Genomic DNA, 20957 nt, shown 5'->3' with positions numbered 1-20957 from the left:
CGAACAGCGGTCAGAAATAGAAGAACTTTACCGCCACGGACATGACGACGATCAGCAAGAGGCACACGGCGTCCACCTTCGCGGAGAAAAGCCCCTCCTTCGCCGCCATATAGGCGACATAGGTGTACCCGAGGAACGTGCCCGCACCGCCGCCGATCAGCATTCCGATCGTGCCACCGATGTAGAATCCGGCAACCGTACCGACCACGCGCGTCACCATGAAGACCGCCATGAGATTGGCGTACAATCGCACCTTGCCCAATGCCATGAACGCGCTCTGATAACCGGCGGCCACGATACCAATCGGACCGGTAACGCAAAGCAACGCCATGAACCCTGCCGCCGCGTGATAGCGCCCGTCGTAGAGCGACCAAATGATCGGCCCGGCCGCAAGCGCCAGAACGAAAAATAGCGGCAACGAGCTGATCAGGATTCGCGTCCGGATCTTGTCGAACGTCCCGAGAAACCGCTCTTTCCCGTGGACGCGCGCTTCCGACAGCGCCGGAAACCCGACGAGGTTCTGCACCTGCGCGGCCAGTTCGGCTGGCATCGTCGCAAAGGTCTGCGCAATGCCCAGGATACCCAGCGTCTCGATGGGAATGAGGCCGCCCTGGATCGCGCGGATGCCTTGGCCGCCCAGGAACGTCACCATCGTCGACACGAAGATCCAGCGGCCGAAACTCAACAGCTTCTTTGCAGCCACGGGGTCGAGATAAAGACGATGACGGTGCCCCGGCAGGGCGACGAACCCGAGTGCGGTATAGGCCAGTGCACCCACCACCGCACCGTAGGCCAAGGCCCATACGGAACCCAGCAACCACGCGAACAGGGCAGTGATCGTCAACGTCATGAACTGACCGACGACCTGGACCGTCGTCAACGCGCCGAGATGCAACCGCTTTTCGCGCAGCGCCAGGGTGGTCGATCCAAATCCGTTGATCGCGGCGGTCGCTCCTAGGACGCACAGCAGCGGAAACAGGATCGGCTGACGGTATAGGAGCGCGGCGGGCCAGGCGATCAGGCAGCATACGCCCCACAGAATGAAGCCGCGAATGACCTGCACCGTCCAGGCGGTGTTGAGATAGCTCTCACTTCCGCCTTCTTCACTCTGCACGATCGCCGGCTTGATACCGATATCGCTGAACATCGCGATCCCGATCAGGATCACGTTTGCCAGCGTCATGAGCCCAAATGCTTCCGGGAACAGCAATCGTGTCAAAACGAGATTGGACGCAAGCTGCAGGACCCGCTGCAGCCCGAAGCCCCCAACCGCCCAGACGCTCGCCAGCGTTGCCCGCTGGCGCAAACTTTGTGCGTTGGAAGCCCAGTTCGTCAAGCGAGCAACAACCATCAGACATTCTACCGCTGGGAAAGGGACATTGGGGATCAGACAGAATAGCGCCAATTCTCGGCCGCCTGCGACGATACGTTGGTATTACGGTCGTAAACAGGGACACAAGGATGGCCAGCAAGGTTGGCCGCGTATATAGCTCGCCCATGCTGATCGATAGACGAAATCTTCTCCGCTGGTCCGGCGTCAGCGCGAGTGCACTGGTGTTCGGGGCTTGCGCGCGCGCCGGCTTGGGGGATGCCGCGTGGCCGGGGCCAGACGTTCCTGCAGGACAGGTTCCAAAACTGCCCATCGGGATGAACCTGGCCGGCGTCTCCGACTACGGCGCCGGCTTTCCGTTCCGCAATCTGATGTGGGGCGCTCGCATGTGGATGACGCACAATGCGGACGGCAGCGGCCCTTGGGACACCCAGAAACAAGATCTGTTTAGCTTCGATGCGGACGGCTACCCACGCGCGGTGCCGGTCAAGCAAGGCGGGTCCCTGCCGGACCAAGCCGTCTTCACGCTGCTGCCCAATACCCTCAAGAGCGGTAAATACGTCCTGCTGTATGATGGGGACGGAACGTTCGCCGGCGTGGCAAGCACCCGTGTCATAAGCCAGAGCCGTGGCAGAGTGGTGCTCCACATGTCGCATGACGGAAAGTTGGTCGAAGGCTTTTTCATCAACCGCTCCAACCCGGCGGACCCGGTACGCAACATCCGCGTGGTCGCTTTGGCAGATGAGCATATCGACCTTGCCGCCGACCCTTTCCTGCCCGAGTTCCTCGAATTCTGCCGCCCATTCCATGTCCTGCGCTTCATGGATTGGGGCATCACGAACGGATCGATCGAAGAGGAATGGAGCAACCGGCGCCGACCAACCTTCTATACGATGACCGGGACGAGCGGGGATCCGGACGATACGCAAGGCCATGCCCCGAACGGCTTTGCGCGCCATTTTGCCGGCGGCGTCGCCTACGAAATCATGATCCAGCTTGCCAATACCCTCGGGATCGATCCCTGGATCTGCATCCCTCATCGCGCGACCGACGACTATGTCGCGCAATTGGCGAAGCTCATCCACACAAAGCTCGACCCCAAGCGGAAGGTCTATGTGGAGGTTTCCAACGAGATCTGGAACTTTCAATTCTACCAGACGGGCTGGATGCTCCATTCGCGGCGCCTCGGGGATATGGTCGAGGCAAAGGGCGAAAAGGCGTGGGACGACGATGCCAAGACCAAGGGCACGAACCATCCGGCCCGGATCGGCGCGCTGTTCGGTCACGTGTTCCAGGTATGGCAGCGTGCATGGCCTGCAGCGGACCGGGCCCGCTACGTTCGGGTGTGCGCGACGCAGACCGCATGGCTCGATGTCGCCTTGCGGACCATCGACTCGTGCATGGCCCATGGCGGGTGCGATGCCGTCGCACAGTCCGGTTATTTCGGTGCGGGCGACGAGCAATATGCGCGCTGGGAAGCCCGCGGCGCCGCGCTGACGGCAGAGGAAGTCATCAACGACATGCGGATCGTCATCCGCAAGCAGGCGGAACCGGGAGCGGCGCTGACGGCTGCGCAACATGCCAAGAAGCTCGGGTTGCGGTACGTCGTCTACGAGGGGGGGCAGCATCTGCAACCCAAGGGGCAAGCCGACTTGCCCTATAACCCCGCCTTGGGTGCCGCGCAGAGCCAACCGGGGATGTATGACCTGTATTTGGATACATTGCGCCTAGAAGTGCATCTTGGCTGCGATCTCTTCTGTGCCTTCAACAGCATCGGGGGTCAGGGGTCGCGTTACGGAAGCTGGGGTGTCGTGAGCAGCTATGACCAGCCGAGTGCCACCGCCCCCAAATACAGGGCGTTGCTCGCGGCCAACACGGTCCGCGCTTAAACCTGCAACGGCGCAGCGTCAGGCGGGTCGGGGCCGGCAGCCGCAATGGCGCTTTCCCCGTTCGCCTCCGTATCGTCGGCGCGAGAAGCGGGCGGGCAAGAAGGGGTCCCTGTTCCCCCCCATCCCTGCCCGTCCCCTTCTCGGTTCGTCCTTAGCGCTCGTGCAGCGCCGTCCCGCGCGCCTCGTCGATCGGGCTGGTCAGATAGCTGAAGAAACTGCGGTCACCGGTCACGATGTCTGCGGTCACCATCATGCCCGGCGTGACCGGAACGTCGCGATCCCCCCGCGACATGCGCGTGCGGTCGAGCGCGACGCGCAGGACATAGACCGGACCGAGCTTGTCGTCATCGACCGCGTCGGGGCTGATCCCCAGCACATGCCCTGGAATCAGACCGTAGCGCGCGAATGGGAACGCATCGAGCTTGACGCCCACCTTCTGCCCGACATTGACGAAGCCGGCATCGCGATTGAGCAGTTTCACTTCGGCGACGAGCTTTCCGTCACCCGGCACGACCGTCATGATGGGCTTGGCCGCCTCGACCACGCCCCCTTCGGTATGCACCGAAAGCTGCCCGATCGTACCGGAAACCGGCGCGCGCAGCGCCTGCAGCGTTGCCCGTTGCGTCGTCTTCACCAACTCATCCTGGCGCAACCGCATTTCGGCGGTCGCCTTGACCAGTTCGTCCAGCAGGGCCGATCGCGCATCGGCCCGCGCCTTGGCCGAATTGCTCGCCGCACCGCCCGCCTGCGCTGTTGCGCGGCGGATCGATTGCAGCGCCGAGTCGCGGTCGCGAACCTGCGAGATCCGCTGGCGGCGCATCTCCAGCACCTTCAGTTTCGAGACGAACCCCTTGGCCAGCAATTGCTCGTTGGCGGAGATCTGTTCGTCGAGCAGCGGAAGCGTCTCGGTCAACTTGGCAGCTTCCGCCCGGGCCGCGCCGATCTCCGCGCTGGCAACGGCGTTCCCCGCGGCCTGCGCCTGGATCGAGGCATTGACCTCGGCGAGCTTGGCGCGCGCTAGCGAACCCTGGAGCGTGACTGTCGCCGCGTCCGTTCCCGCAGGCGCGGCGAAGCGGAAGCCCTTGCCATCAAGCGCGTCGATCACCGCCCGAGTGCGGGCGACTTCGAACGATACGGTGTCCAGCGACTTGCGCGCCTGCGCCGCTTCGGCCGTCGATACCGTCGGATCGAGCAGCACCAGCACCTGCCCCTTGCGGACATGGTCGCCGTCATGGACCAGGATGCGCCGCACCACCCCCGCCTCGGCAGGCTGGACCAGCTGAACCGCGCCGGTCGGCACGATGCGACCCTGTGCCGACGCGATAATGTCGGTCCGGCCCAGCGCCAGCCACAGGCCCAGCGCAGCAACCCCGGCCAGCAGCATCTTGGCGGTGACCCGGGCGGTGGGCGATACCGGCCGCTCGATCACTTCGAGCGCGGCCGGCAGGAACGCTGCGTCCTCGATCCGCAAGCGTCCGACGTTGCGGGCCTTTTCCTCGGCGATCGTGGCGGTGATCATCCGCCAGTTGGTCGTCAGCGCGTTCATGCGGCGATATCCTTCAGGCCCGATTGGCGACGGTGCAGCTCGGCATAACGGCCACCCAGTCTGATCAGCTCTTCATGCGTTCCGATTTCGACGATCTTGCCCTTCTCGAGCGCGACGATGCGGTTGCAGTCGCGCACCGCGGACAGGCGATGCGCGATCACGACGACCGTGCGCCCCTTGGCGATCGCGCTGAGATTGTTGCGGATGATCTCCTCGCTCTCGGCGTCCAGCGCGGAGGTCGCCTCGTCCAGGATCAGGATCCGCGGGTCGGTGACGAGCGCCCGCGCGATCGCGATCCGCTGGCGCTGCCCGCCTGACAGGTTGACGCCGCGTTCGACGATCGGCGTGTCATAGCCCTGCGGTTGTTGCAGGATGAAGCCGTGCGCGCCTGCAAGATTTGCCGCGCGCATCACCCGGTCGAGCGGCATCGCCGGATTGACCAGCGCGATATTCTCGCGGATCGAGCGGTTGAACAGGATGTTTTCCTGCAGGACCACGCCGATCTGGCGACGCAGCCACGTCGGATCGACCTGCGCGATGTCCATCCCGTCGATCAGCACGCGGCCGCTTTCGGCGAGATACAGCCGCTGGAGCAATTTGGTCAGCGTCGACTTGCCCGACCCTGAGGATCCGACGATCCCGATCGATTCACCCGGCGCGATGTCGAGCGAGACACTGTCGAGCGCCGGCGGGCTGTCGACCGCATAGCGGAACCGCACCGCATCGAAGCTGATTGCCCCCTTCATCGCCGGGAGCGTGACCCGCGACGACGCCTGCGGCTCGACCGGATGGTTGAGGATGTCGCCCAGCCGTTCGACCGAGATGCGTACCTGCTGGAAATCCTGCCACAATTGAGCGAGCCTGATGACCGGGCCGGACACACGCTGCGCGAACATGTTGAAGGCGACGAGCCCGCCGAGCGTGAGGACGCCGCCCATCACCGCCTTGGCCCCGAAGAACAGGATCGCGGCGAAGGTCAGCTTGGAAATCAGCTCGACCGCCTGGCTGCCGGTGCTGCCGAGGTTGGTGACCCGGAGCGACGCGGCGCTGGTGGCGGCGAGCTGGCGTTCCCAGCGATCCTGCCACTGCGGTTCGACCGCGGCGGCCTTGACCGTCTGGATGCCGCTGACGCTTTCCACCAGCAGCGCGTTGCTGGCGGCGCCGCGCTCGAACTTCTCTTCGATGCGCTGGCGGAGCGTCCCCGTAACGGCGACCGACACCACGATATAGCCGACCAGGCTGACCGCGACGATTCCGAACAGCGCGGGCGAATAGATCAGCATCGCGACCATGAACACACCGATGAACAGCGGATCGACCAGCACGCTGAGCGACGCGGTCGTCAGGAATTCGCGGATCGTCTCCAGCTGACGGACCCGCGTCACGGTGTCGCCCACGCGGCGCTTCTCGAAATAGCTGAGCGGCAGCGCGAGCAGGTGGCGGAACAGGCGGGCGCCGAGCTCGACGTCGATTTTCTGGCTGGTTTCGGAATAGACCCGGCTGCGGATCCAGCCGAACATGGTTTCCCACACGGAAACGGCGACGAAGCCGACCGCGAGCACGTTGAGCGTGGTCTGGGCATTGTGCGCCAGCACCTTGTCGATCACGTTCTGGAACAGCAGCGGCGCTGCCAGGCCAAGCAGGTTGAGCGCAAAGGTGATCAGCAGCACTTCGCCGATTAACCGGCGATACCGCACGATCTGGGGCACGAACCAGCTGAGATCGAAACGCCCCTTCCCCGCGCCGCGCGCCTCGCGCGTGGTGAGGAGGATGAGCTCCCCGTCCCACAATGCATCGAGGGCGGCGCGGTCGACCTTTTCAACCTGGTTGCCGGGCCGCTGGATCAGCACTCCGTCCTCGACCAGCCGACCGATCACGAACCAGCCTGCCGGCCCGTTGGCGAGCGCGGGGAGCGGCTGGCGGGACAGGCGACCGGGTTCGACCGTGACCGCCTTCGCCTTGGCGCCTTCCTGGCGACGTGCAAGCCGGATGATGTCGCGCGCGGTCAGCGCTTCGGCATGCCCCAGTTCGTGCCGCATTTGCGCGGGATCGACCGACACGTTCTGGATCGCGAACAACAGGGCTAGCGCGCGGAGGCCGGATTCGGGATCTGTTGGCCTTGCCTGTTCCGGGCCAAAGGCTTCGGACAATCGTTGTTCGACGCTCTCGTGCAGTTTCATGAATGCGGACCTGGCTGCCTTGGGATGCAGCCGATGTGCCTGACATTGGTAAAGATTATGGTAACGATGCCGGGCCGTGGCGCGCCCCGACACCGCGTGTCGTCACAGCACCAAGGCCTTCGGCGACGACGCTGCGAAGCCGCACCGGCTGTCGGCCGGCACGCACAATTTTGCGAAAGTTCCATGACTGTGGAAAAAAGTTTCCACAGGAGTACGGCGCCCCCTTTTCGTTTACGTTACCATATGCCACGGTCTGTCAACGGCGCACGGTAAACGATGCACCGCGATAAATTACTCCTAGGAGAGTGAGTTAGACGATGATGTTGGCTGCTACGCTTTCGCGTTCCGGACGCGCCGCCCGACGCATTCCAGCCGCCCGGCCAGCCACGCTGCGGGACGCGTCTCAGCAGCCGATCGATATTTTCATCGAAAACCTGTCCGCCGTCGGGTTTGGCATGTCGACCTTGGCCGATCTACCCCATGGCGCTCGCGTGAGCCTTCGACTGGCCGGGATCGGTCCACGGGAGGCGCAGGTCGTGCGACGGCTTGGCCTGAGTTACGGTTGCGAGTTCGCTCGGCCGCTCGACGCCAACGATTTGGCGACTGCGCTCGATGCCGGGGCGGTGGTCAATGGGCGTTTCGGCTCTGAAGACGAGAAGTCTTCCGGGAGCGCAGATACGACGCGCGTTCCCCCGCTCGGCCGCATCGCCGTTTTGTGCAGCGTGAACATCCTGTTGTGGAGCACGATCATCTTCAGCTTGCGGGCCTTCATCGCTTGACATCGGCTATAACGCGCAGAATTAACCTAATAGACCGATGTCGTCGCCTCCGCTTACACATACCAATAGTGCTCAATCCTAGTATTCTGAAAATGCTGATTTAATGGATGTGGCATCGGTCTTGCTTTAGCAGACGCGATGTCTTTGGTGTCCGTTATCGACCCCGGGCTCGAGTGAAGCGTTTGCAGCTGTTCTCGCGCAAGGGGTTTATCCATGATTCGCAATCTGTTTTCGTCCGCAATTCTCAAGAGCGCGCTCGGCGCGTCCGCCTTACTTCTCTCGACGACGTCGGCGCACGCCGTCGTGAGCACCTTTGCAACGTTCACCTCGCTGAACTCGAGCAAGAACATCAGCCTCGTCAACGCAGGACCGAGCGGCATCGGAGCGACCGTCTACTCGACCAGCACCGACACCGCGACGAGCGCCGGCGTATCCAAAGTCCAGTTCAGCTTCATTCAGCCCGGCATCAGCACGTATATCAACAATGTGGTTGCTGACTTCACTCTCAATGCGAACATCACGAAGCCGCTGACCGAGGTCGACGGGACCTTCACGCAGCCGGTCTTCTCGGGCACGATGACCTTCCTGAGCACGACCGCCATCACCTTCGTCGGCGCGGACTCGATCACACAGACGCTGGCTGCCGGATCGAACCTGCTCACGCTGAACTTCAACGCCAAGATCTCGGGCGATGAGTTCGGCAGCACCGCCACTTTTGGCGCCTCGACCGCAGCGCACAACTACAACATCACGTACACGTCTGACTTTCTTGATTTCTCCAGCGTGATCAACAAGGATTTCTCCACGTCCTTTACCGCGCTGACGCCTGCGCTCACCAAGGCAGCCAACGGCAGCCTGGACAGCTTCCGCGCCACCATCGGCGGACAGTTCTCCTCCGACCCGGCGCCGCTGATCGTCAGCACCGTCCCGGAGCCGGCAAGCTGGGCCCTGATGGTCACTGGCTTCATGATGCTCGGCGTAGCCTTGCGGCAGCATCGCAGCACGACCGTCGCGGCAGCCTGATCGCCACGGACGTGATCGTTCAGATCCTCGGTCGGGCAACGCCTGAACGAGCGTGAGCTACCTGGCCGGCGTGCCATGACGATGTCATGGCACGCCGGTTTTGGGACGTCCCGGACTGAGGTTGGCGTAGAGACGACCGCGCCTCCCCCGACGGCTTGATGCCTTGCTGGACCGATAGCTGCCGTGCTGGCCTTATATCCGGCCCGCCACGCGGTCTTCGCCTCCACGTCCGGATGGGGTCGCTGACCGGACCTCGGACTTGTTTCGACTCCTAGGTCCGACGCTGCTGGGCGGCCGCTCGGCATAGCCAAGCCAAGATCGAGACGGTGACGGGTCCGACACAACGCCTTTTTCTCGAAACCCGCGCCACGGGACGGCCACACGGGCCAGGTGAAGACATCCTTCGACCGGAACCACCTGCACCAAGTGTCAGCTGTGCTTACAGATAGAAAAAGACGGCGCACCTTACAGCTTTGATTCAGTTGCAATGACGTGTTTTGCACGATTATTGCAGGACGTATTGTTGGATCGACAGTGTATAGCCGTTACACCATCCGAGTTACGCGTTTTCAGCCATGAGCGTGTAAGGATTGTTGAAATGTCTCAGGGGATATTATTTCGACTTAAGATTGCTTTGATCGCCATGACCGCGTCGCTTGCGCCTGTCTCGGCCGCGAGCGCACAGGTGACGACGTTCGCGACTTTCAGTTCGCTGAATTCGCAGAAAGATGTCAGGTTGATCAACTCAGGTACCGCCGCCACGCGTACGGAAGATGCCCGGCTCTTCACCTCCAATAGTCCAAATTCTACGACGGTGGGGAGCACGCAGGTCAAATTCAGCTTCCTTCAGAGCGACCTCAGCCCTTTCGTGAACGGCGTCGTTGCGAACTTCACGCTCGATGCAAAAGTCGACAAGGGCGCACCGGCCACGACCATCGGGAGCGTTATCGTTCAACCGATCGTGTCAGGCAGCATGACGTTCATCAGTGCCAACGACATTACGGTCACCGGCCCCAACTTCGCGACGCACACCTATCTGGCGGGATCGAACCTTCTGACGGTTACGTTCGACGGATTCATGTCCGGGGGCAAAAACGGTAGCCAGACGACTCTCGGGGGCTCGACGGAGGCCGACAATACCGTGAGTTTCACCTCCGATTTCCTCGATTTTTCGGACGTGAGCAGTGGCGATCTGTCCGCAAGCTTCACGGCATTGACCACCAAACTGGGCTTGGGGGCGAACAACTCGCTTGCCACCTTCAGCGCTACCGGCGGCGGACAATTTTCTGCGGACCCGGCCCCGAAGATCATCGGCCTGGTCCCCGAACCCGCAAGCTGGATCATGATGGTCGCCGGTTTCGCGATGCTCGGCGTTGCCTTGCGGCGCCCCGTACCGCTCCGGCTTCGGAGTCGCTGATCATCCGCAGAACGGCGTATTCGGCCAATTCGGGCGCCACCATCGCCCGCGCGCACGAGACCTTCCGTGCCCCGATCGCTCCGGGGCACGTTTTTTTTGTTCGTTTTCCCCGTTGACCTTCACGGGCAATCGCGTCGACCAAATTGCCCCAAGGCTGCAACAATTCTATACGCTTCAGTCATGACTACGGTGTAGACACCGGCCGTGTTGTTGTTCTGGATCCTCGTCGCCGCTGGCGCCGCCTACGCCTTGCTGGCGGCCTGGCGCATATCCCTTGGCACCGGACCCGGCCGGGCGCCGCTGCTGGTGCTCGCCTTCGTCGGGATGTCGGCCTGGGCCCTGTCGGGACTGACGCAAAGCCCCCTGCTCGTGATCACCGCGTATTTCCTGCGCAACGTGACGTGGCTGGCCTATCTATCGACCGCCACCCAGCCCTTGGCGGATCCCGCTGGTCGTCGCACGCACAGCGCCGTGCTGCTGGCGATCCTCGCCGGCGCAGGCGCCTGCGCTGCTCTGATCGGGGCCATGCAAACGCCGGACTCGCCGGGCACGGTGCCGTGGCTGCTGGTGACGATCGGATGCCGGCTGCTCTTTGCGATCGGCGGGATCATCTATCTCCACAATCTGTACAACGGCTTGACCAGCAGCAGTGGCACCGGATTCCGGCTGATCCTGTTCGGGTTGGGCATGCTGTGGGCGTATGATCTCAACCTCTATACGGTCAGTCTGTTGGGTTATTCCGTAGCAAATCCGCTCGCGACGGGACGCCCGATACTCGCCTTGCTTCTGGTGCCCCTCTTTCTCGTTGCGGCGCGGCGGCAGGAGCATTGGAAGATCGCGCTTTCCCGCAAGGCGACGTTCCAGTCGCTTTCGCTGGTCGCGATCGGCCTGTACTTCGTCAGCATGTCGGTGGTTGCCCGCTCCGAATCGTTCTTCGCGGGTTCGGCCGGGCCAATGCTGGCGGTCGGCTCGGTTATGGGTCTTTCCGTCGTCGGAGCCTTCCTGCTCTTCTCGACCCGCGCGCGCGCCTGGCTCAAGGTCGTGATCGTCAAGAACCTGTTCAGCCACCGCTACGACTATCGCGCGGAGTGGCTGCGCTTCAGTGCGACGATCTCGGATTCGAGCGGCTCTGCCTTGTCGCTGGAAGAGCGCGTCGTGAAGGCCGTTGCCGATATCACCGAATCCCCGGCGGGCTTACTGCTGCTGACGAGCGACCGACAAAGCTTCGACGTGGCGGCCGGTTGGTGCTGGGGCCATCGTACCCCGCCCCCGAGCGGCTCGATCCACTTCCCCGAGGCGGAATTGAATCTGCTGCAGCAGGGCTTGATCGTAACGCTCGACCCGGAAGGCGGGCGCGGCGGTCCAACCCGGGAAGACCAGTCGGACCTCGCCATGATCGGGGATGCCTGGGTCGCTGTACCGTTGATCTGGCTGTCCGCGATGATCGGCGTTGTCATTCTCGCCAAGCCGCGGCTCCAGCGCGCGCTCGACTGGGAGGATTTCGACCTGCTGAAGGTGATCGGGCAACAGGCCGCCGTGCATATCTCGGATGCCCACAACCAGCTCGAGCTCGAGGAAGCGCGTCGGTTCGAGGAGTTCAATCGCCGTTTCGCCTACATCATCCACGACATCAAGAATGTCGTCAGCCAATTGTCGCTGCTTGCCAGCAACGCACAGCAGCATGGGTCCAACCCCAAATTTCAGGCCGAGATGAGCCGCAGCCTGACCAGTGCGGTCCAGAAGATGAACGTCCTGCTATCCCGCCTATCGCCCGACCGCGTGCTGCAATCGGCAGTGCCGGCCAGCATCGACGTGGATCGGCTGATCGACGCGATCGTGTCGAGCCGGGTCGACCGGCGCTCGCTGTCGGCCGGCACGCGGTCGGGCGCTCAGGCCCGCGGGGATCTCGAAAAGCTGAAGCTCGCTATCGAGCATCTTGTCCAGAATGCGATCGAGGCCAGTCCAGCGGATCAGCCCGTGATCCTGTCCGCGACCGCAGCCGGGTCGCATTGCCATATCACGGTTGCCGACACGGGCGTCGGCATGTCCGCGGACTTCATCCGGAAGGGCTTGTTTAAGCCTTTCGTTTCTACAAAAGGGGGCGGGTTCGGGATCGGCGCGGCAGAGGCCAAAGCCCTGGTCTCCGGAATGGGGGGATCCCTGCGGGTGGCCAGTACCGAGGGCCATGGCAGCATCTTCACGATCGAACTTCCGCTCAGCGACGCGCGTGATTAGGGTATGGCGGACATGGTCGACACAAACGGAAAACCGAAACTTCTGATCGTCGAAGACGATCTCGATCTCCAGGCGCAGCTCGAATGGGCCTTCACCGACTACGACGTCGTTGTTGCCGGTGATCGCGCCGCCGCACTGACCGCCCAGCGGACCGAAAACCCGGCCGTGATCACGCTGGATCTTGGGCTGCCGCCTGATCAGGACGGCACGTCCGAAGGGTTCGCAACGCTGCGCGAACTGATCGCGCACAATCCCGCGGTTAAGGTCATCGTCGCGTCCGGGCACGAAGCGCGCGAAAGTGCCCAGAAGGCGATCGCGCTGGGTGCGTATGATTTCTATTCGAAGCCGATCAATATCACCGACCTGAGCCTGATCGTCGCGCGAGCGTTCCACCTGGCGGAAATCGAGGCGGAGAATCGCCGCCTCGCGGAACAGGCCGACCAGCTTGCGAGTGCGGACGGAATCATCACCGGCGCACCGCAGATGTTGACCGTCCTGCGCACGATCGAAAAGGTCGCCGATGTCGATGCCTCGGTCATGCTGCTCGGCGCATCGGGCACGGGCAAGGAATTGCTCGCCAAGGCGATCCATACCAAGAGCGCGCGCGCGCGCGGCAATTTCGTCGCGATCAATTGTGCGGCGATCCCGGAGTCGTTGCTCGAATCCGAGCTGTTCGGACACGAAAAAGGGGCGTTCACCGGCGCCGTGAAGGCGACGATCGGCAAGATCGAGCTGGCGAACGGCGGTACGCTGTTCCTCGACGAAATCGGCGACGTGCCCTTCGCGATGCAGGTCAAGCTGCTACGCTTTCTGCAGGAGCGCGTGATCGAGCGGGTCGGCGGTCGCAAGCCGATCCCGATCGACGCGCGGGTCGTGACGGCCACGCATCAGGACCTCAAGACGCTGATGCAGGACGGACGTTTCCGCGAGGATCTGTACTTCCGGCTGGCCGAAATGGTGATCCGTATCCCGTCCCTCGCGGAGCGGCCGGGCGACGCGGTGCTGCTGGCCCGCTATTTCCTGCGCAAGATGAACACCGGGAAACAGGCGAAGATCAAGGGATTTGCACCGGACGCCCTCACCGCCATCAACAATTGGCCCTGGACCGGAAACGTTCGGGAGCTGGAGAATCGGATCCGTCGCGCGACGATCATGGCCGAAGGCTCGATGATCACCGCGCAGGATCTCGATTTCGAACAGACCGGTTTGGCAATGGAGCGCACCGAATTGCGCGTTGCACGGGAGCGTGCGGACCGTTCGGCCATTGCGTCGGCAATCGCGCTGAACGACGGCAATCTCTCGGCGGCGGCGCGCGATCTCAATATCTCGCGGCCGATGCTGTACGATCTGCTCAACACCTATGGCATGGCGAAAAGCTGACAACGCGTCGCGCGCGTCGAGGGCATGCGATGCTCCTGCGCAAGCAGCAGTCCAGGATTACGAGCGCGCCGGGCGCACGCCTGAACGGCTGCTTCCGCAGGAGTTGACGCGACCCTATCGGGTACCGAGCTTCGCGCGCTCGAGCATGGGCTGCCACCAGGCTTCGTTCGACAGATACCAGGCAAGCGTGTCGGCCAGGCCACCCGCGAAGTCGCGCGCCGGTGTATAGCCGATCTCCGCCCGTGCCTTGCGCTCGTCGATCGCATAGCGCCGGTCATGCCCCTTGCGGTCTTCCACGAAGGTCTTGAGCGTTTCGGTCGCCTCACCGCGCGCGGCAGGGGCGTCGGGGTAACGTTCGGCCAGCGACGGGTCCGCCGCGAAAGCGGCATCGACGCTCCGGCAGATCTCGTCGATCACGGTCAGATTCGGGACTTCTTCCCCGCCGCCGATATTGTAGACCTCGCCGGCGGTGCCGCGCTGCAGCGCTGCCTCGATTCCCCGGCAATGATCCGAGGTGTGAAGCCAATCGCGCACGTTCATCCCGTCGCCGTAGATCGGGAGATGACGCCCGTTCAGCGCGTTGATCAGGAACAATGGGATCAGCTTTTCGGGGAATTGGAACGGACCATAATTGTTCGAGCAATTGGTCGTCGTCACGTCCAGCCCGAAGGTGTGATGATACGCGCGGACCAAATGATCCGCCCCGGCCTTGGACGCCGAATATGGCGAATTGGGCGCATAGGGCGTGGTTTCGCTGAAGGCCGGGTCGTGCGGGCCAAGCGAGCCATAGACTTCGTCCGTCGAGACGTTGTGGAACCGGTGCGGCGTTCCGCTGCCGGTATCCAGCCAGACCGTCCGCGCCGCCCGGAGCAGGCTGTGCGTGCCAAGCACATTGGTCGTGACGAAGGCGTCAGGGTCGAGGATCGAGCGATCGACATGGCTTTCGGCGGCGAAATGGACGACCGTATCGATCTTGTGGTCGCGCAGCAGCGTCGTCACCAGGTCGGTATCGAGGATATTGCCGTGGACGAAATCGACGGCAGCGACCCCATCGAGATTTTCGCGATTCCCGGCATAGGTCAGCGCGTCGAGCACGACGATGGCGTCGTCGGCATGATTGGCGCGCCAATAATGCACGAAGTTCGCGCCGATGAAGCCGGCGCCGCCGGTGACGAGCAGATTAGCCATGCGTGTGAATCTCTTCGATCATGATGTGGAGGTTTTCGCGCCACGGCGTGGCCGGATGGCCGAGCAGCGCATACGTGGCCCTGCAGTCGAGTACCGAATAGGCGGGCCGTTGCGCGGGTGTCGGATACTCGGCGGTCGTGATCGGGATGATCGGCACGGCGGTGTCGAACAGCCCCCGCGCCATCGCTTCCTCCTGGATCGCCACCGCAAAGTCGAACCAGCTGGCCTCACCGCCGTCGCTGAAGTGATACACGCCGGTCGCGTCCTGCCCGGCCATCGCCCACAGCGCGGTGGCAAGCGCCGGCGCGTAGGTCGGGCAACCGATCTGGTCGGCAACCACTCGGACCTGCGGATGTGCCTGCATCAGACGCAGCATGGTCCTGACGAAATTCCCGCCGACCGGCCCGTAGAGCCATGCCGTCCGAACCACAAGTGCGTCCGGCCCGGCGGCGCGTTCACCCGCCAGCTTGGTACGGCCATAGACCCCGAGCGGCGCGGGGGCAGCGTCCGGCGCGTAGGGATGCCGGGCAGCGCCGTCGAACACGAAGTCGGTCGAAACATGCACCAGCTTCGCCTGCGCAGCCCGAGCCGCGGCGGCGAGAAAGCCAACGGCGTCCGCGTTCACCGCTTGCGCGCGCTCCGCGTCGCTTTCAGCCTTGTCGACCGCGGTATAGGCCGCCGCATTGAAGATGACGTCCGGATCGCTCTCGGCGACGAACGCCGCCACGCGCTGCGCGTCGGTGATATCGACGGTATCCTGATCGCAGGTGACGATCTCCACGCCCTCAGGCGCCGTCGCCAGGAGCGCATGGCCCAGCTGTCCGCCCGCGCCGACGATCAGCGCCTTCATGCTGCCGCGACCTGCGCTAAGGTCTGTGCAACGCGATCTTTCGCCGACAGCATCGGCTCGATCCCGTCGAGCGGCCATTCGATCCCGATCTCGGGATCGTTCCACAACACCGCATGCTCATCCGCTGGCGAATAGGCCTGGGTGCACTTGTAGAGGAAATCGGTGTCGTCCTCGAGGCTGAGAAACCCGTGTGCCAGTCCCGGTCCAATCCAGACCATGCGCTTGTTGGCGGCACTCAAATGGACTCCCACCCACTTTCCAAAGGTCGGCGACCCTTTCCGAATGTCGACCGCGACGTCGAACACCGACCCCGAAACGACGCGTACGAGTTTGCCCTGCGGATTGGGCTGCTGGTAATGCAGCCCCCGCAGCACACCCTTTGCGGAACGACTATGATTGTCCTGGACGAAATTCCAGTCGAGCCCCTGCGCCTTGAAGGTCGCGTCGTTCCAGCTTTCGAGGAAGAACCCGCGATCGTCGCCATAGACCTTCGGCTCGAGAATCAGGACGTCGGACAGGGCGGTCTCGACGATCGTTACCATGGTGCCTGCCCCTCTTCGATCAGACCCAACAGATAGTCGCCATAGCCGCTCTTGCGCAATTCGCCGCCGAGCCGTTCGAGCTGCGCGGTATCGATGAACCCCTTGCGCCAGGCAATTTCCTCGGGGCAGCAGATCTTGAGCCCCTGCCGCTCCTCGATAATGCGAACGTAATTGCTGGCATCGATCAGCGAATTGTGTGTGCCCGTGTCGAGCCAGGCATACCCTCGACCCATGATCTCGACGTTGAGGTCGCCAGCATCGAGATACATCCGATTGAGATCGGTGATCTCCAGCTCGCCGCGCGGCGACGGCTTCAACTGGTGCGCGAAGTCAACGGCGCGCTCGTCGTAGAAGTACAGCCCGGTCACCGCATAGTTCGACTTGGGATTCTTGGGCTTCTCCTCGAGATCGATCGCCGCACGGGTCTTGGGATCGAACGCGACCACGCCATAGGCGGAGGCATCGCGCACATAATATGCAAAAACCGTGGCGCCGGTCGACCGCGCGTGGGCCGCATCGACCAGGGCGGGCAGTCCGTGCCCGAAGAAGATGTTGTCGCCAAGCACCAGCGCGGACGGTTTCCCGCCAACGAAGTCGGCACCGATCAGATAGGCCTGGGCGAGCCCGTTCGGTTCCGGCTGAACCGCATAGGTGATCGAGATGCCAAGCCGGCTACCATCGCCCAGCAACCGCTGGAACGCCGACTGTTCGTGCGGGGTGGTGATGATCAATACCCGCCTGATCCCCGCAAGCATCAGCGTCGACAGCGGATAATAGATCATCGGCTTGTCGTAGATCGGCATCAACTGCTTCGACACAGCCTGCGTCAGCGGATGCAACCGCGTTCCCGAACCGCCTGCCAAAATGATCCCGCACCGTTCCACCGTCATGCTGTATCTCTCACCTGTTGCTCCGGAACGCATCCCCCACGCCACTGGCGTGCACTCTGTCGCCTATCCAAGAACCGCGTCGGTTCCTAGGCGCTATCGACCATTCGTGTCGGAATGGTTGCCGCACGCGCAGAGCCGTATGGCTGACTCGATCCCGGTGTTGCGGCGAGAGCAGGAAAAAGGTCTGCCATCGCCAAATGAAACCGTATATTTCCTAGTACAATACCCCGGCTTTTGACGTATTTGACAATACGGTTCCGACCACCGCAATGTCTTCGCTAAGCACTAAAAGTTTCCCGCCTGAAAAAACCTACCACGTTATTCGAAAACGTTACGCGGATCATGCCGTTGTTGCCCTCCCGAACAGCTTCGACCTGATTACGCCGCTTCCATACCGCATTTGTATGGTATGGCAAAGACGCCGAGCGCTGCTCGTTAGCCAGCTGCGTTACAGCCGTTCGGTTGTGCGCGCCCGCTTCAGAACGATATAGAGCGCTCCAGCCCCACCGTGACGCGGATGCGCCGCCCGCACCGCAGCGATCGATGAGGCGTGGCGCGATCCGGCAAGCCAATCCCCCGTCGCTGCGCGGATCGCTCCCCGGGCATGAGGGCGCTCGCTTGCCGGGCGCGGGGGCTTTCCGGTCACGAGCAAGATCATCCGGTCGCCCGCGCGGATCGCCATGGCCAGCGCCGCGTCCAGCAGGTCATAGGCGCTGGCCAGGGTATGGCCGTGGAGATCGACCGTGCGGTCGGGCGAGACCAGACCGCGCGACAGGCGGCGGTCCCACGAACCGTCGAGCGTGTTGGATGGCGCGGCCGGGGCAGCCCGAACAGTCCCCCTGGCGGCCTTGCCCAAAACACTCGGCGCGGGAGCCTTCGGGACGATCGCGGTTGGGGCAACGGCCTTGACCATCCTGGTCGACGGTGTGGTCTGCTTCTCCGGCTTCGACGACGTGCCAGGCACGGGCTGAGGTTCGGCCGGGCGACGCGCGATCGGCCTGACGCCCGCCATCACCCGGACCCACAAGGCGGCTTCGTCAGGGCTGAGGGATCGGTGCCCCATTGGCCCTCTCCCCGGTCAGGCGCGCGAGCGTACCGCTCGGCAGCAGCAGGAAGGCCGTACCGCGCGCCGCCATGCCACCCGCTGTAGCCTCGGCATTGGGGCCGGCACCCCAGAACGTGTCGATCCGGTTCGGTCCCTTGATCGCACCACCGGTATCCTGAGCGACCCAGAGCCGGCTCGCGTCCGTGCGATCCATCGACAACAGGACCGGCGCGCCGAGCGGCACGAACTTGGGATCGGCGGCGGCGCTGACACCCCCCGTCACTGCGACACCAAGCGCGCCCTGTGGTGCGCTCGCCTGTTCGCGGAAGAATACGTAGCTTTTATTTTCGCGCATGATCGAGGTCGCTTCCTCGGGATGCGCGTGCAGCCAGGCGACGATTCCCTGCATCGAGGTCTGCCCCGGCGCGAGCAGCCCGCGCCGCTTCATCAGCGCCCCGATTCCCGTATAGTCGCGGCCGTTCTGCGACGTATAGCCGATCCGTAATATCGATCCGTCCGGCAGTCGCAGCCGCCCCGACCCCTGGACCTGAAGGAAAAACAAGGCGACCGGGTCCGCGGCATAGCCAAGGATCGGGGCGCGGCCGTCCAGCGCGCCCTGTTCGATTGCGGTGCGATCGTCATATGGCACCAGGCTGGAGCCGGCAACACGACCGCGAACCTTCCGGCCCTTCAACGTGTCGCTGAACTGACCAAGATCGACGTCGATCAGATCGCTTGGTCGACCGTAGATGGGAACGTCATACCCGGGACGACGGTCACGCGAGGCCGCGATCTCTGGCTCGTAATAGCCCGTCGCGAAGGCCTTGCCGTCGCCGATCTGCACCGCTTCGAAATAATGCGTAAAAAACGCCACCGCGCCGCCTGCGGCGACGGTCGGCGCCGCGGCGCACGCCGGCTGCCAATCCGTACCGCGCGTCAGTCCGGAGGTGTCGGTGCGCCGCTGGACGGAAGCGCAGGAGAGGCGAAAGGCCGCAAGCGCACGTCCGGCGTCATCTTCCGCAAGACCGAGCTGGTCGATCGGCGGACCAGCGACGAAGCCAATGCTCGCGGCATTGGCCGCGCCCGCCAGAGCGACGTTAGGAACGGCCGGAATCGGCGTGGCCGCCACTGGCATTGCCACCGGGGCGGGGCGCGAGACGGCACCCGGATGGGCGACCTGCCCGCCGCAAGCCGACACCAACACGGCCGCGCCGATCACCAGCGCGCGCGAAACACTCCCCCCCCACACGATCGTCACACCTCGTCGGTGTCGGCGAGCTTCCAGTTCGGATCGCTGCTCTTGAGCGTCCGGGTGAAGGTCCAGGCGTCGTGCGTCTCGACCGCGTCGGTCATCGATCCCGCAATCACGACCGATTCGGCATCGCGCGTGACCGCGGCGATATCCGCATCGAACCGCACGGTAATTCGCGCAACCTTGCCCTCGAGTGTCGCGTCGGCGATTACCGCGCGCTCGATCGAAACGAGCCGGTTCTCCAGGCTATGACCGGCGGCGTTGCGCTCCGCGATGGCGGCGACGAAGGCATCGCGCACGCCGGGTTCGGCGAGCCAGCCAAGCTGCTCCTCGTCCCCCTGCCAGAACGCCTCAAGGATCATGCGATAGGCGGCTTGCGCCCCTTGCAGGAAGCGCGTGGCATCAAACGACGAATCCGCTGCGATGATCGCTCGGACGCCGGCTTCCGCCTTGGCCTCGACCATTCGGCTCGCGGGTTCGCGCGCATCGGCGATCGCCTCGATCGGTCGCGGCACGAGCGTCAGCGGCGTGCGCTCCTCCGCCGGTTTGGGCAAAGGCTGCTCATGTCCGGTGCGCTTACCGAGAACACGGTACAATTGGAGCGCCATGAAACCGGCGATCATCGCGAGGATAACTAATAGGAACACGCGGCCTCCGGCGGATTGGCAGACAGGGATACATAGGCGCAACGCACGAAGGTTTCAAATGATGCGCACGACCGTGGAGTTCGGCGCCCGTTGAACTCCGCTCGCCCCCCTGCTACGCGCGCGGCTTCGACTGCGCCACCCGTGGCGATACCTATAGTACGGACATTAAGGACGCGTTGCATGAGCGAGCAGGATGACGGCTTCATCACTTCGACCGGCGTAACCGGCGACTCCTTCGCCAACGGCGCTGACACGGCCCCGGCCGCGGGAATGATTTCCCAATATATTAAGGACTTCTCCTTCGAGAATCCGAACGCCCCGGCGATCTTCCAGAATCAGACGGCTCCCGCGATCGACGTTCAGTTCAACATCGCATCGGCGCAGGTCGGCGACGACGTGTACGAGATCGTGTTGCGGATCGAAGTGAAGGCGGAGGCCGACGGCCAGGTCGCGTTCCTCGTCGACCTTTCCTACGCCGGCCTGTTCGGGCTGCGCAATTTCCCCGCCGAGCATCTCCAGCCGTTCCTGCTGGCCGAAGCGCCGCGGCTGATGTTCCCGTTCGCGCGCCGGGTTCTCGCCGACGCGATTCGCGATGGCGGCTTCCCGCCCCTGCTGCTCGAGCCGATCGACTTCAGCGGCATCTTCCTGGCCCAGCAGGAAGCGGGCGCCGCGACGGCCAACCCGTTGGGCTCGGCCTGAGCACCCGCGATGCCCCCGGCGATTCGCCGGGGGCTTTCGGGCTGCGATTGGCGATGAATGTGAGA

The 20957-nt window shown here is 63.6% G+C and carries 17 protein-coding genes; 7 read left to right on the top strand and 10 right to left on the bottom strand.

The genetic code is table 11. The features are described 5' to 3' along the window. Window positions 1-10: 10 nt before the first annotated feature. Window positions 11-1351: an oligosaccharide flippase family protein gene (locus L8G49_RS04965; protein WP_242139331.1), complete on the bottom strand. Its 1341-nt coding sequence runs from the start codon at window positions 1349-1351 to the stop codon at window positions 11-13. Between L8G49_RS04965 and L8G49_RS04960 the strand changes: the two genes are divergently transcribed. Then, window positions 1312-3219 (top strand): hypothetical protein, encoded by a 1908-nt coding sequence (locus L8G49_RS04960; protein ID WP_242182922.1) that lies wholly within the window; start codon window positions 1312-1314, stop codon window positions 3217-3219. The two genes, L8G49_RS04965 and L8G49_RS04960, sit on opposite strands and share 40 nt — an antisense overlap. Window positions 3220-3370: 151 nt before the next feature. Here the strand turns inward: L8G49_RS04960 and L8G49_RS04955 are convergent, their stop codons facing one another. Further along, complete coding sequence (locus L8G49_RS04955; protein WP_242182920.1) at window positions 3371-4765, bottom strand: HlyD family type I secretion periplasmic adaptor subunit; 1395 nt, start codon at window positions 4763-4765, stop codon at window positions 3371-3373. Then, window positions 4762-6945 (bottom strand): type I secretion system permease/ATPase, encoded by a 2184-nt coding sequence (locus tag L8G49_RS04950; RefSeq protein WP_242182918.1) that lies wholly within the window; start codon window positions 6943-6945, stop codon window positions 4762-4764. Before L8G49_RS04950 ends, L8G49_RS04955 begins: the two co-directional genes overlap by 4 nt. Before the next feature lie 317 nt (window positions 6946-7262). Here L8G49_RS04950 and L8G49_RS04945 point away from each other — a divergent pair, with 317 nt between their 5' ends. From L8G49_RS04945 to prsR, 5 genes are all read left to right on the top strand, one after another. Further along, the gene (locus L8G49_RS04945; RefSeq protein ID WP_242139327.1) at window positions 7263-7724 is read left to right on the top strand and encodes a PilZ domain-containing protein; all 462 of its coding nucleotides are present in this window, start codon (window positions 7263-7265) and stop codon (window positions 7722-7724) included. A gap of 213 nt (window positions 7725-7937) precedes the next feature. After that, window positions 7938-8747: a PEPxxWA-CTERM sorting domain-containing protein gene (locus tag L8G49_RS04940; RefSeq protein WP_242182916.1), complete on the top strand. Its 810-nt coding sequence runs from the start codon at window positions 7938-7940 to the stop codon at window positions 8745-8747. 643 nt (window positions 8748-9390) lie between these two features. Beyond that, entirely contained in the window at window positions 9391-10164 is a 774-nt protein-coding gene (locus L8G49_RS04935) for a PEPxxWA-CTERM sorting domain-containing protein (protein ID WP_242182915.1), read from the top strand. A gap of 204 nt (window positions 10165-10368) precedes the next feature. Further along, entirely contained in the window at window positions 10369-12399 is a 2031-nt protein-coding gene (gene prsK / locus L8G49_RS04930) for an XrtA/PEP-CTERM system histidine kinase PrsK (protein ID WP_242182913.1), read from the top strand. A 12-nt stretch (window positions 12400-12411) separates the two neighbouring features. Then, window positions 12412-13779: a PEP-CTERM-box response regulator transcription factor gene (gene prsR / locus L8G49_RS04925; RefSeq protein ID WP_242139323.1), complete on the top strand. Its 1368-nt coding sequence runs from the start codon at window positions 12412-12414 to the stop codon at window positions 13777-13779. Between the two features lie 114 nt (window positions 13780-13893). Here prsR and rfbB read toward each other — a convergent pair whose 3' ends face one another. The 7 genes from rfbB to L8G49_RS04890 all read right to left on the bottom strand — a co-directional run bounded on the left by rfbB (window position 13894) and on the right by L8G49_RS04890 (window position 20193). Next, complete coding sequence (gene rfbB, locus L8G49_RS04920; RefSeq protein WP_242139322.1) at window positions 13894-14967, bottom strand: dTDP-glucose 4,6-dehydratase; 1074 nt, start codon at window positions 14965-14967, stop codon at window positions 13894-13896. Further along, on the bottom strand, window positions 14960-15817 hold the full coding sequence (gene rfbD / locus L8G49_RS04915; protein ID WP_242182911.1) for a dTDP-4-dehydrorhamnose reductase: 858 nt from the start codon (window positions 15815-15817) through the stop codon (window positions 14960-14962). The genes rfbB and rfbD overlap by 8 nt, the downstream gene beginning before the upstream one ends. Next, on the bottom strand, window positions 15814-16359 hold the full coding sequence (gene rfbC, locus L8G49_RS04910; RefSeq protein WP_242139320.1) for a dTDP-4-dehydrorhamnose 3,5-epimerase: 546 nt from the start codon (window positions 16357-16359) through the stop codon (window positions 15814-15816). Before rfbC ends, rfbD begins: the two co-directional genes overlap by 4 nt. After that, window positions 16353-17249: a glucose-1-phosphate thymidylyltransferase RfbA gene (gene rfbA, locus L8G49_RS04905; RefSeq protein WP_242139319.1), complete on the bottom strand. Its 897-nt coding sequence runs from the start codon at window positions 17247-17249 to the stop codon at window positions 16353-16355. Before rfbA ends, rfbC begins: the two co-directional genes overlap by 7 nt. A gap of 448 nt (window positions 17250-17697) precedes the next feature. Further along, on the bottom strand, window positions 17698-18312 hold the full coding sequence (locus L8G49_RS04900) for a Smr/MutS family protein (protein ID WP_242182909.1): 615 nt from the start codon (window positions 18310-18312) through the stop codon (window positions 17698-17700). Further along, entirely contained in the window at window positions 18287-19552 is a 1266-nt protein-coding gene (locus L8G49_RS04895; RefSeq protein ID WP_242182907.1) for a murein transglycosylase A, read from the bottom strand. Before L8G49_RS04895 ends, L8G49_RS04900 begins: the two co-directional genes overlap by 26 nt. Then, window positions 19549-20193: a Tim44/TimA family putative adaptor protein gene (locus tag L8G49_RS04890; RefSeq protein WP_242182904.1), complete on the bottom strand. Its 645-nt coding sequence runs from the start codon at window positions 20191-20193 to the stop codon at window positions 19549-19551. Before L8G49_RS04890 ends, L8G49_RS04895 begins: the two co-directional genes overlap by 4 nt. 180 nt (window positions 20194-20373) lie before the next feature. Between L8G49_RS04890 and secB the strand changes: the two genes are divergently transcribed. After that, a complete protein-coding gene (secB, locus tag L8G49_RS04885) occupies window positions 20374-20892 on the top strand; it encodes a protein-export chaperone SecB (RefSeq protein ID WP_242139315.1) in 519 nt (172 codons plus the stop codon). Window positions 20893-20957: the final 65 nt, after the last annotated feature.

The organism is Sphingomonas sp. CARO-RG-8B-R24-01, from assembly GCF_022662295.1.
Taxonomy (GTDB): domain Bacteria; phylum Pseudomonadota; class Alphaproteobacteria; order Sphingomonadales; family Sphingomonadaceae; genus Sphingomonas.
The sequence above is the reverse complement of the archived record's forward strand: the minus strand, read 5'-3'. Positions and strand labels throughout refer to the sequence as shown.

Bases quoted from the DNA above. Each gene is read 5' to 3' on its own strand.
- L8G49_RS04965 (WP_242139331.1), bottom strand. From the start codon at position 1,351: ATGGTTGTTGCTCGCTTGACGAACTGGGCTTCCAACGCACAAAGTTTG.
- L8G49_RS04955 (WP_242182920.1), bottom strand. From the start codon at position 4,765: ATGAACGCGCTGACGACCAACTGGCGGATGATCACCGCCACGATCGCC.
- L8G49_RS04950 (WP_242182918.1), bottom strand. From the start codon at position 6,945: ATGAAACTGCACGAGAGCGTCGAACAACGATTGTCCGAAGCCTTTGGC.
- L8G49_RS04945 (WP_242139327.1), top strand. From the start codon at position 7,263: ATGATGTTGGCTGCTACGCTTTCGCGTTCCGGACGCGCCGCCCGACGC.
- L8G49_RS04940 (WP_242182916.1), top strand. From the start codon at position 7,938: ATGATTCGCAATCTGTTTTCGTCCGCAATTCTCAAGAGCGCGCTCGGC.
- L8G49_RS04935 (WP_242182915.1), top strand. From the start codon at position 9,391: ATGACCGCGTCGCTTGCGCCTGTCTCGGCCGCGAGCGCACAGGTGACG.
- prsR (WP_242139323.1), top strand. From the start codon at position 12,412: ATGGTCGACACAAACGGAAAACCGAAACTTCTGATCGTCGAAGACGAT.
- rfbB (WP_242139322.1), bottom strand. From the start codon at position 14,967: ATGGCTAATCTGCTCGTCACCGGCGGCGCCGGCTTCATCGGCGCGAAC.
- rfbD (WP_242182911.1), bottom strand. From the start codon at position 15,817: ATGAAGGCGCTGATCGTCGGCGCGGGCGGACAGCTGGGCCATGCGCTC.
- rfbC (WP_242139320.1), bottom strand. From the start codon at position 16,359: ATGGTAACGATCGTCGAGACCGCCCTGTCCGACGTCCTGATTCTCGAG.
- rfbA (WP_242139319.1), bottom strand. From the start codon at position 17,249: ATGACGGTGGAACGGTGCGGGATCATTTTGGCAGGCGGTTCGGGAACG.
- L8G49_RS04900 (WP_242182909.1), bottom strand. From the start codon at position 18,312: ATGGGGCACCGATCCCTCAGCCCTGACGAAGCCGCCTTGTGGGTCCGG.
- secB (WP_242139315.1), top strand. From the start codon at position 20,374: ATGAGCGAGCAGGATGACGGCTTCATCACTTCGACCGGCGTAACCGGC.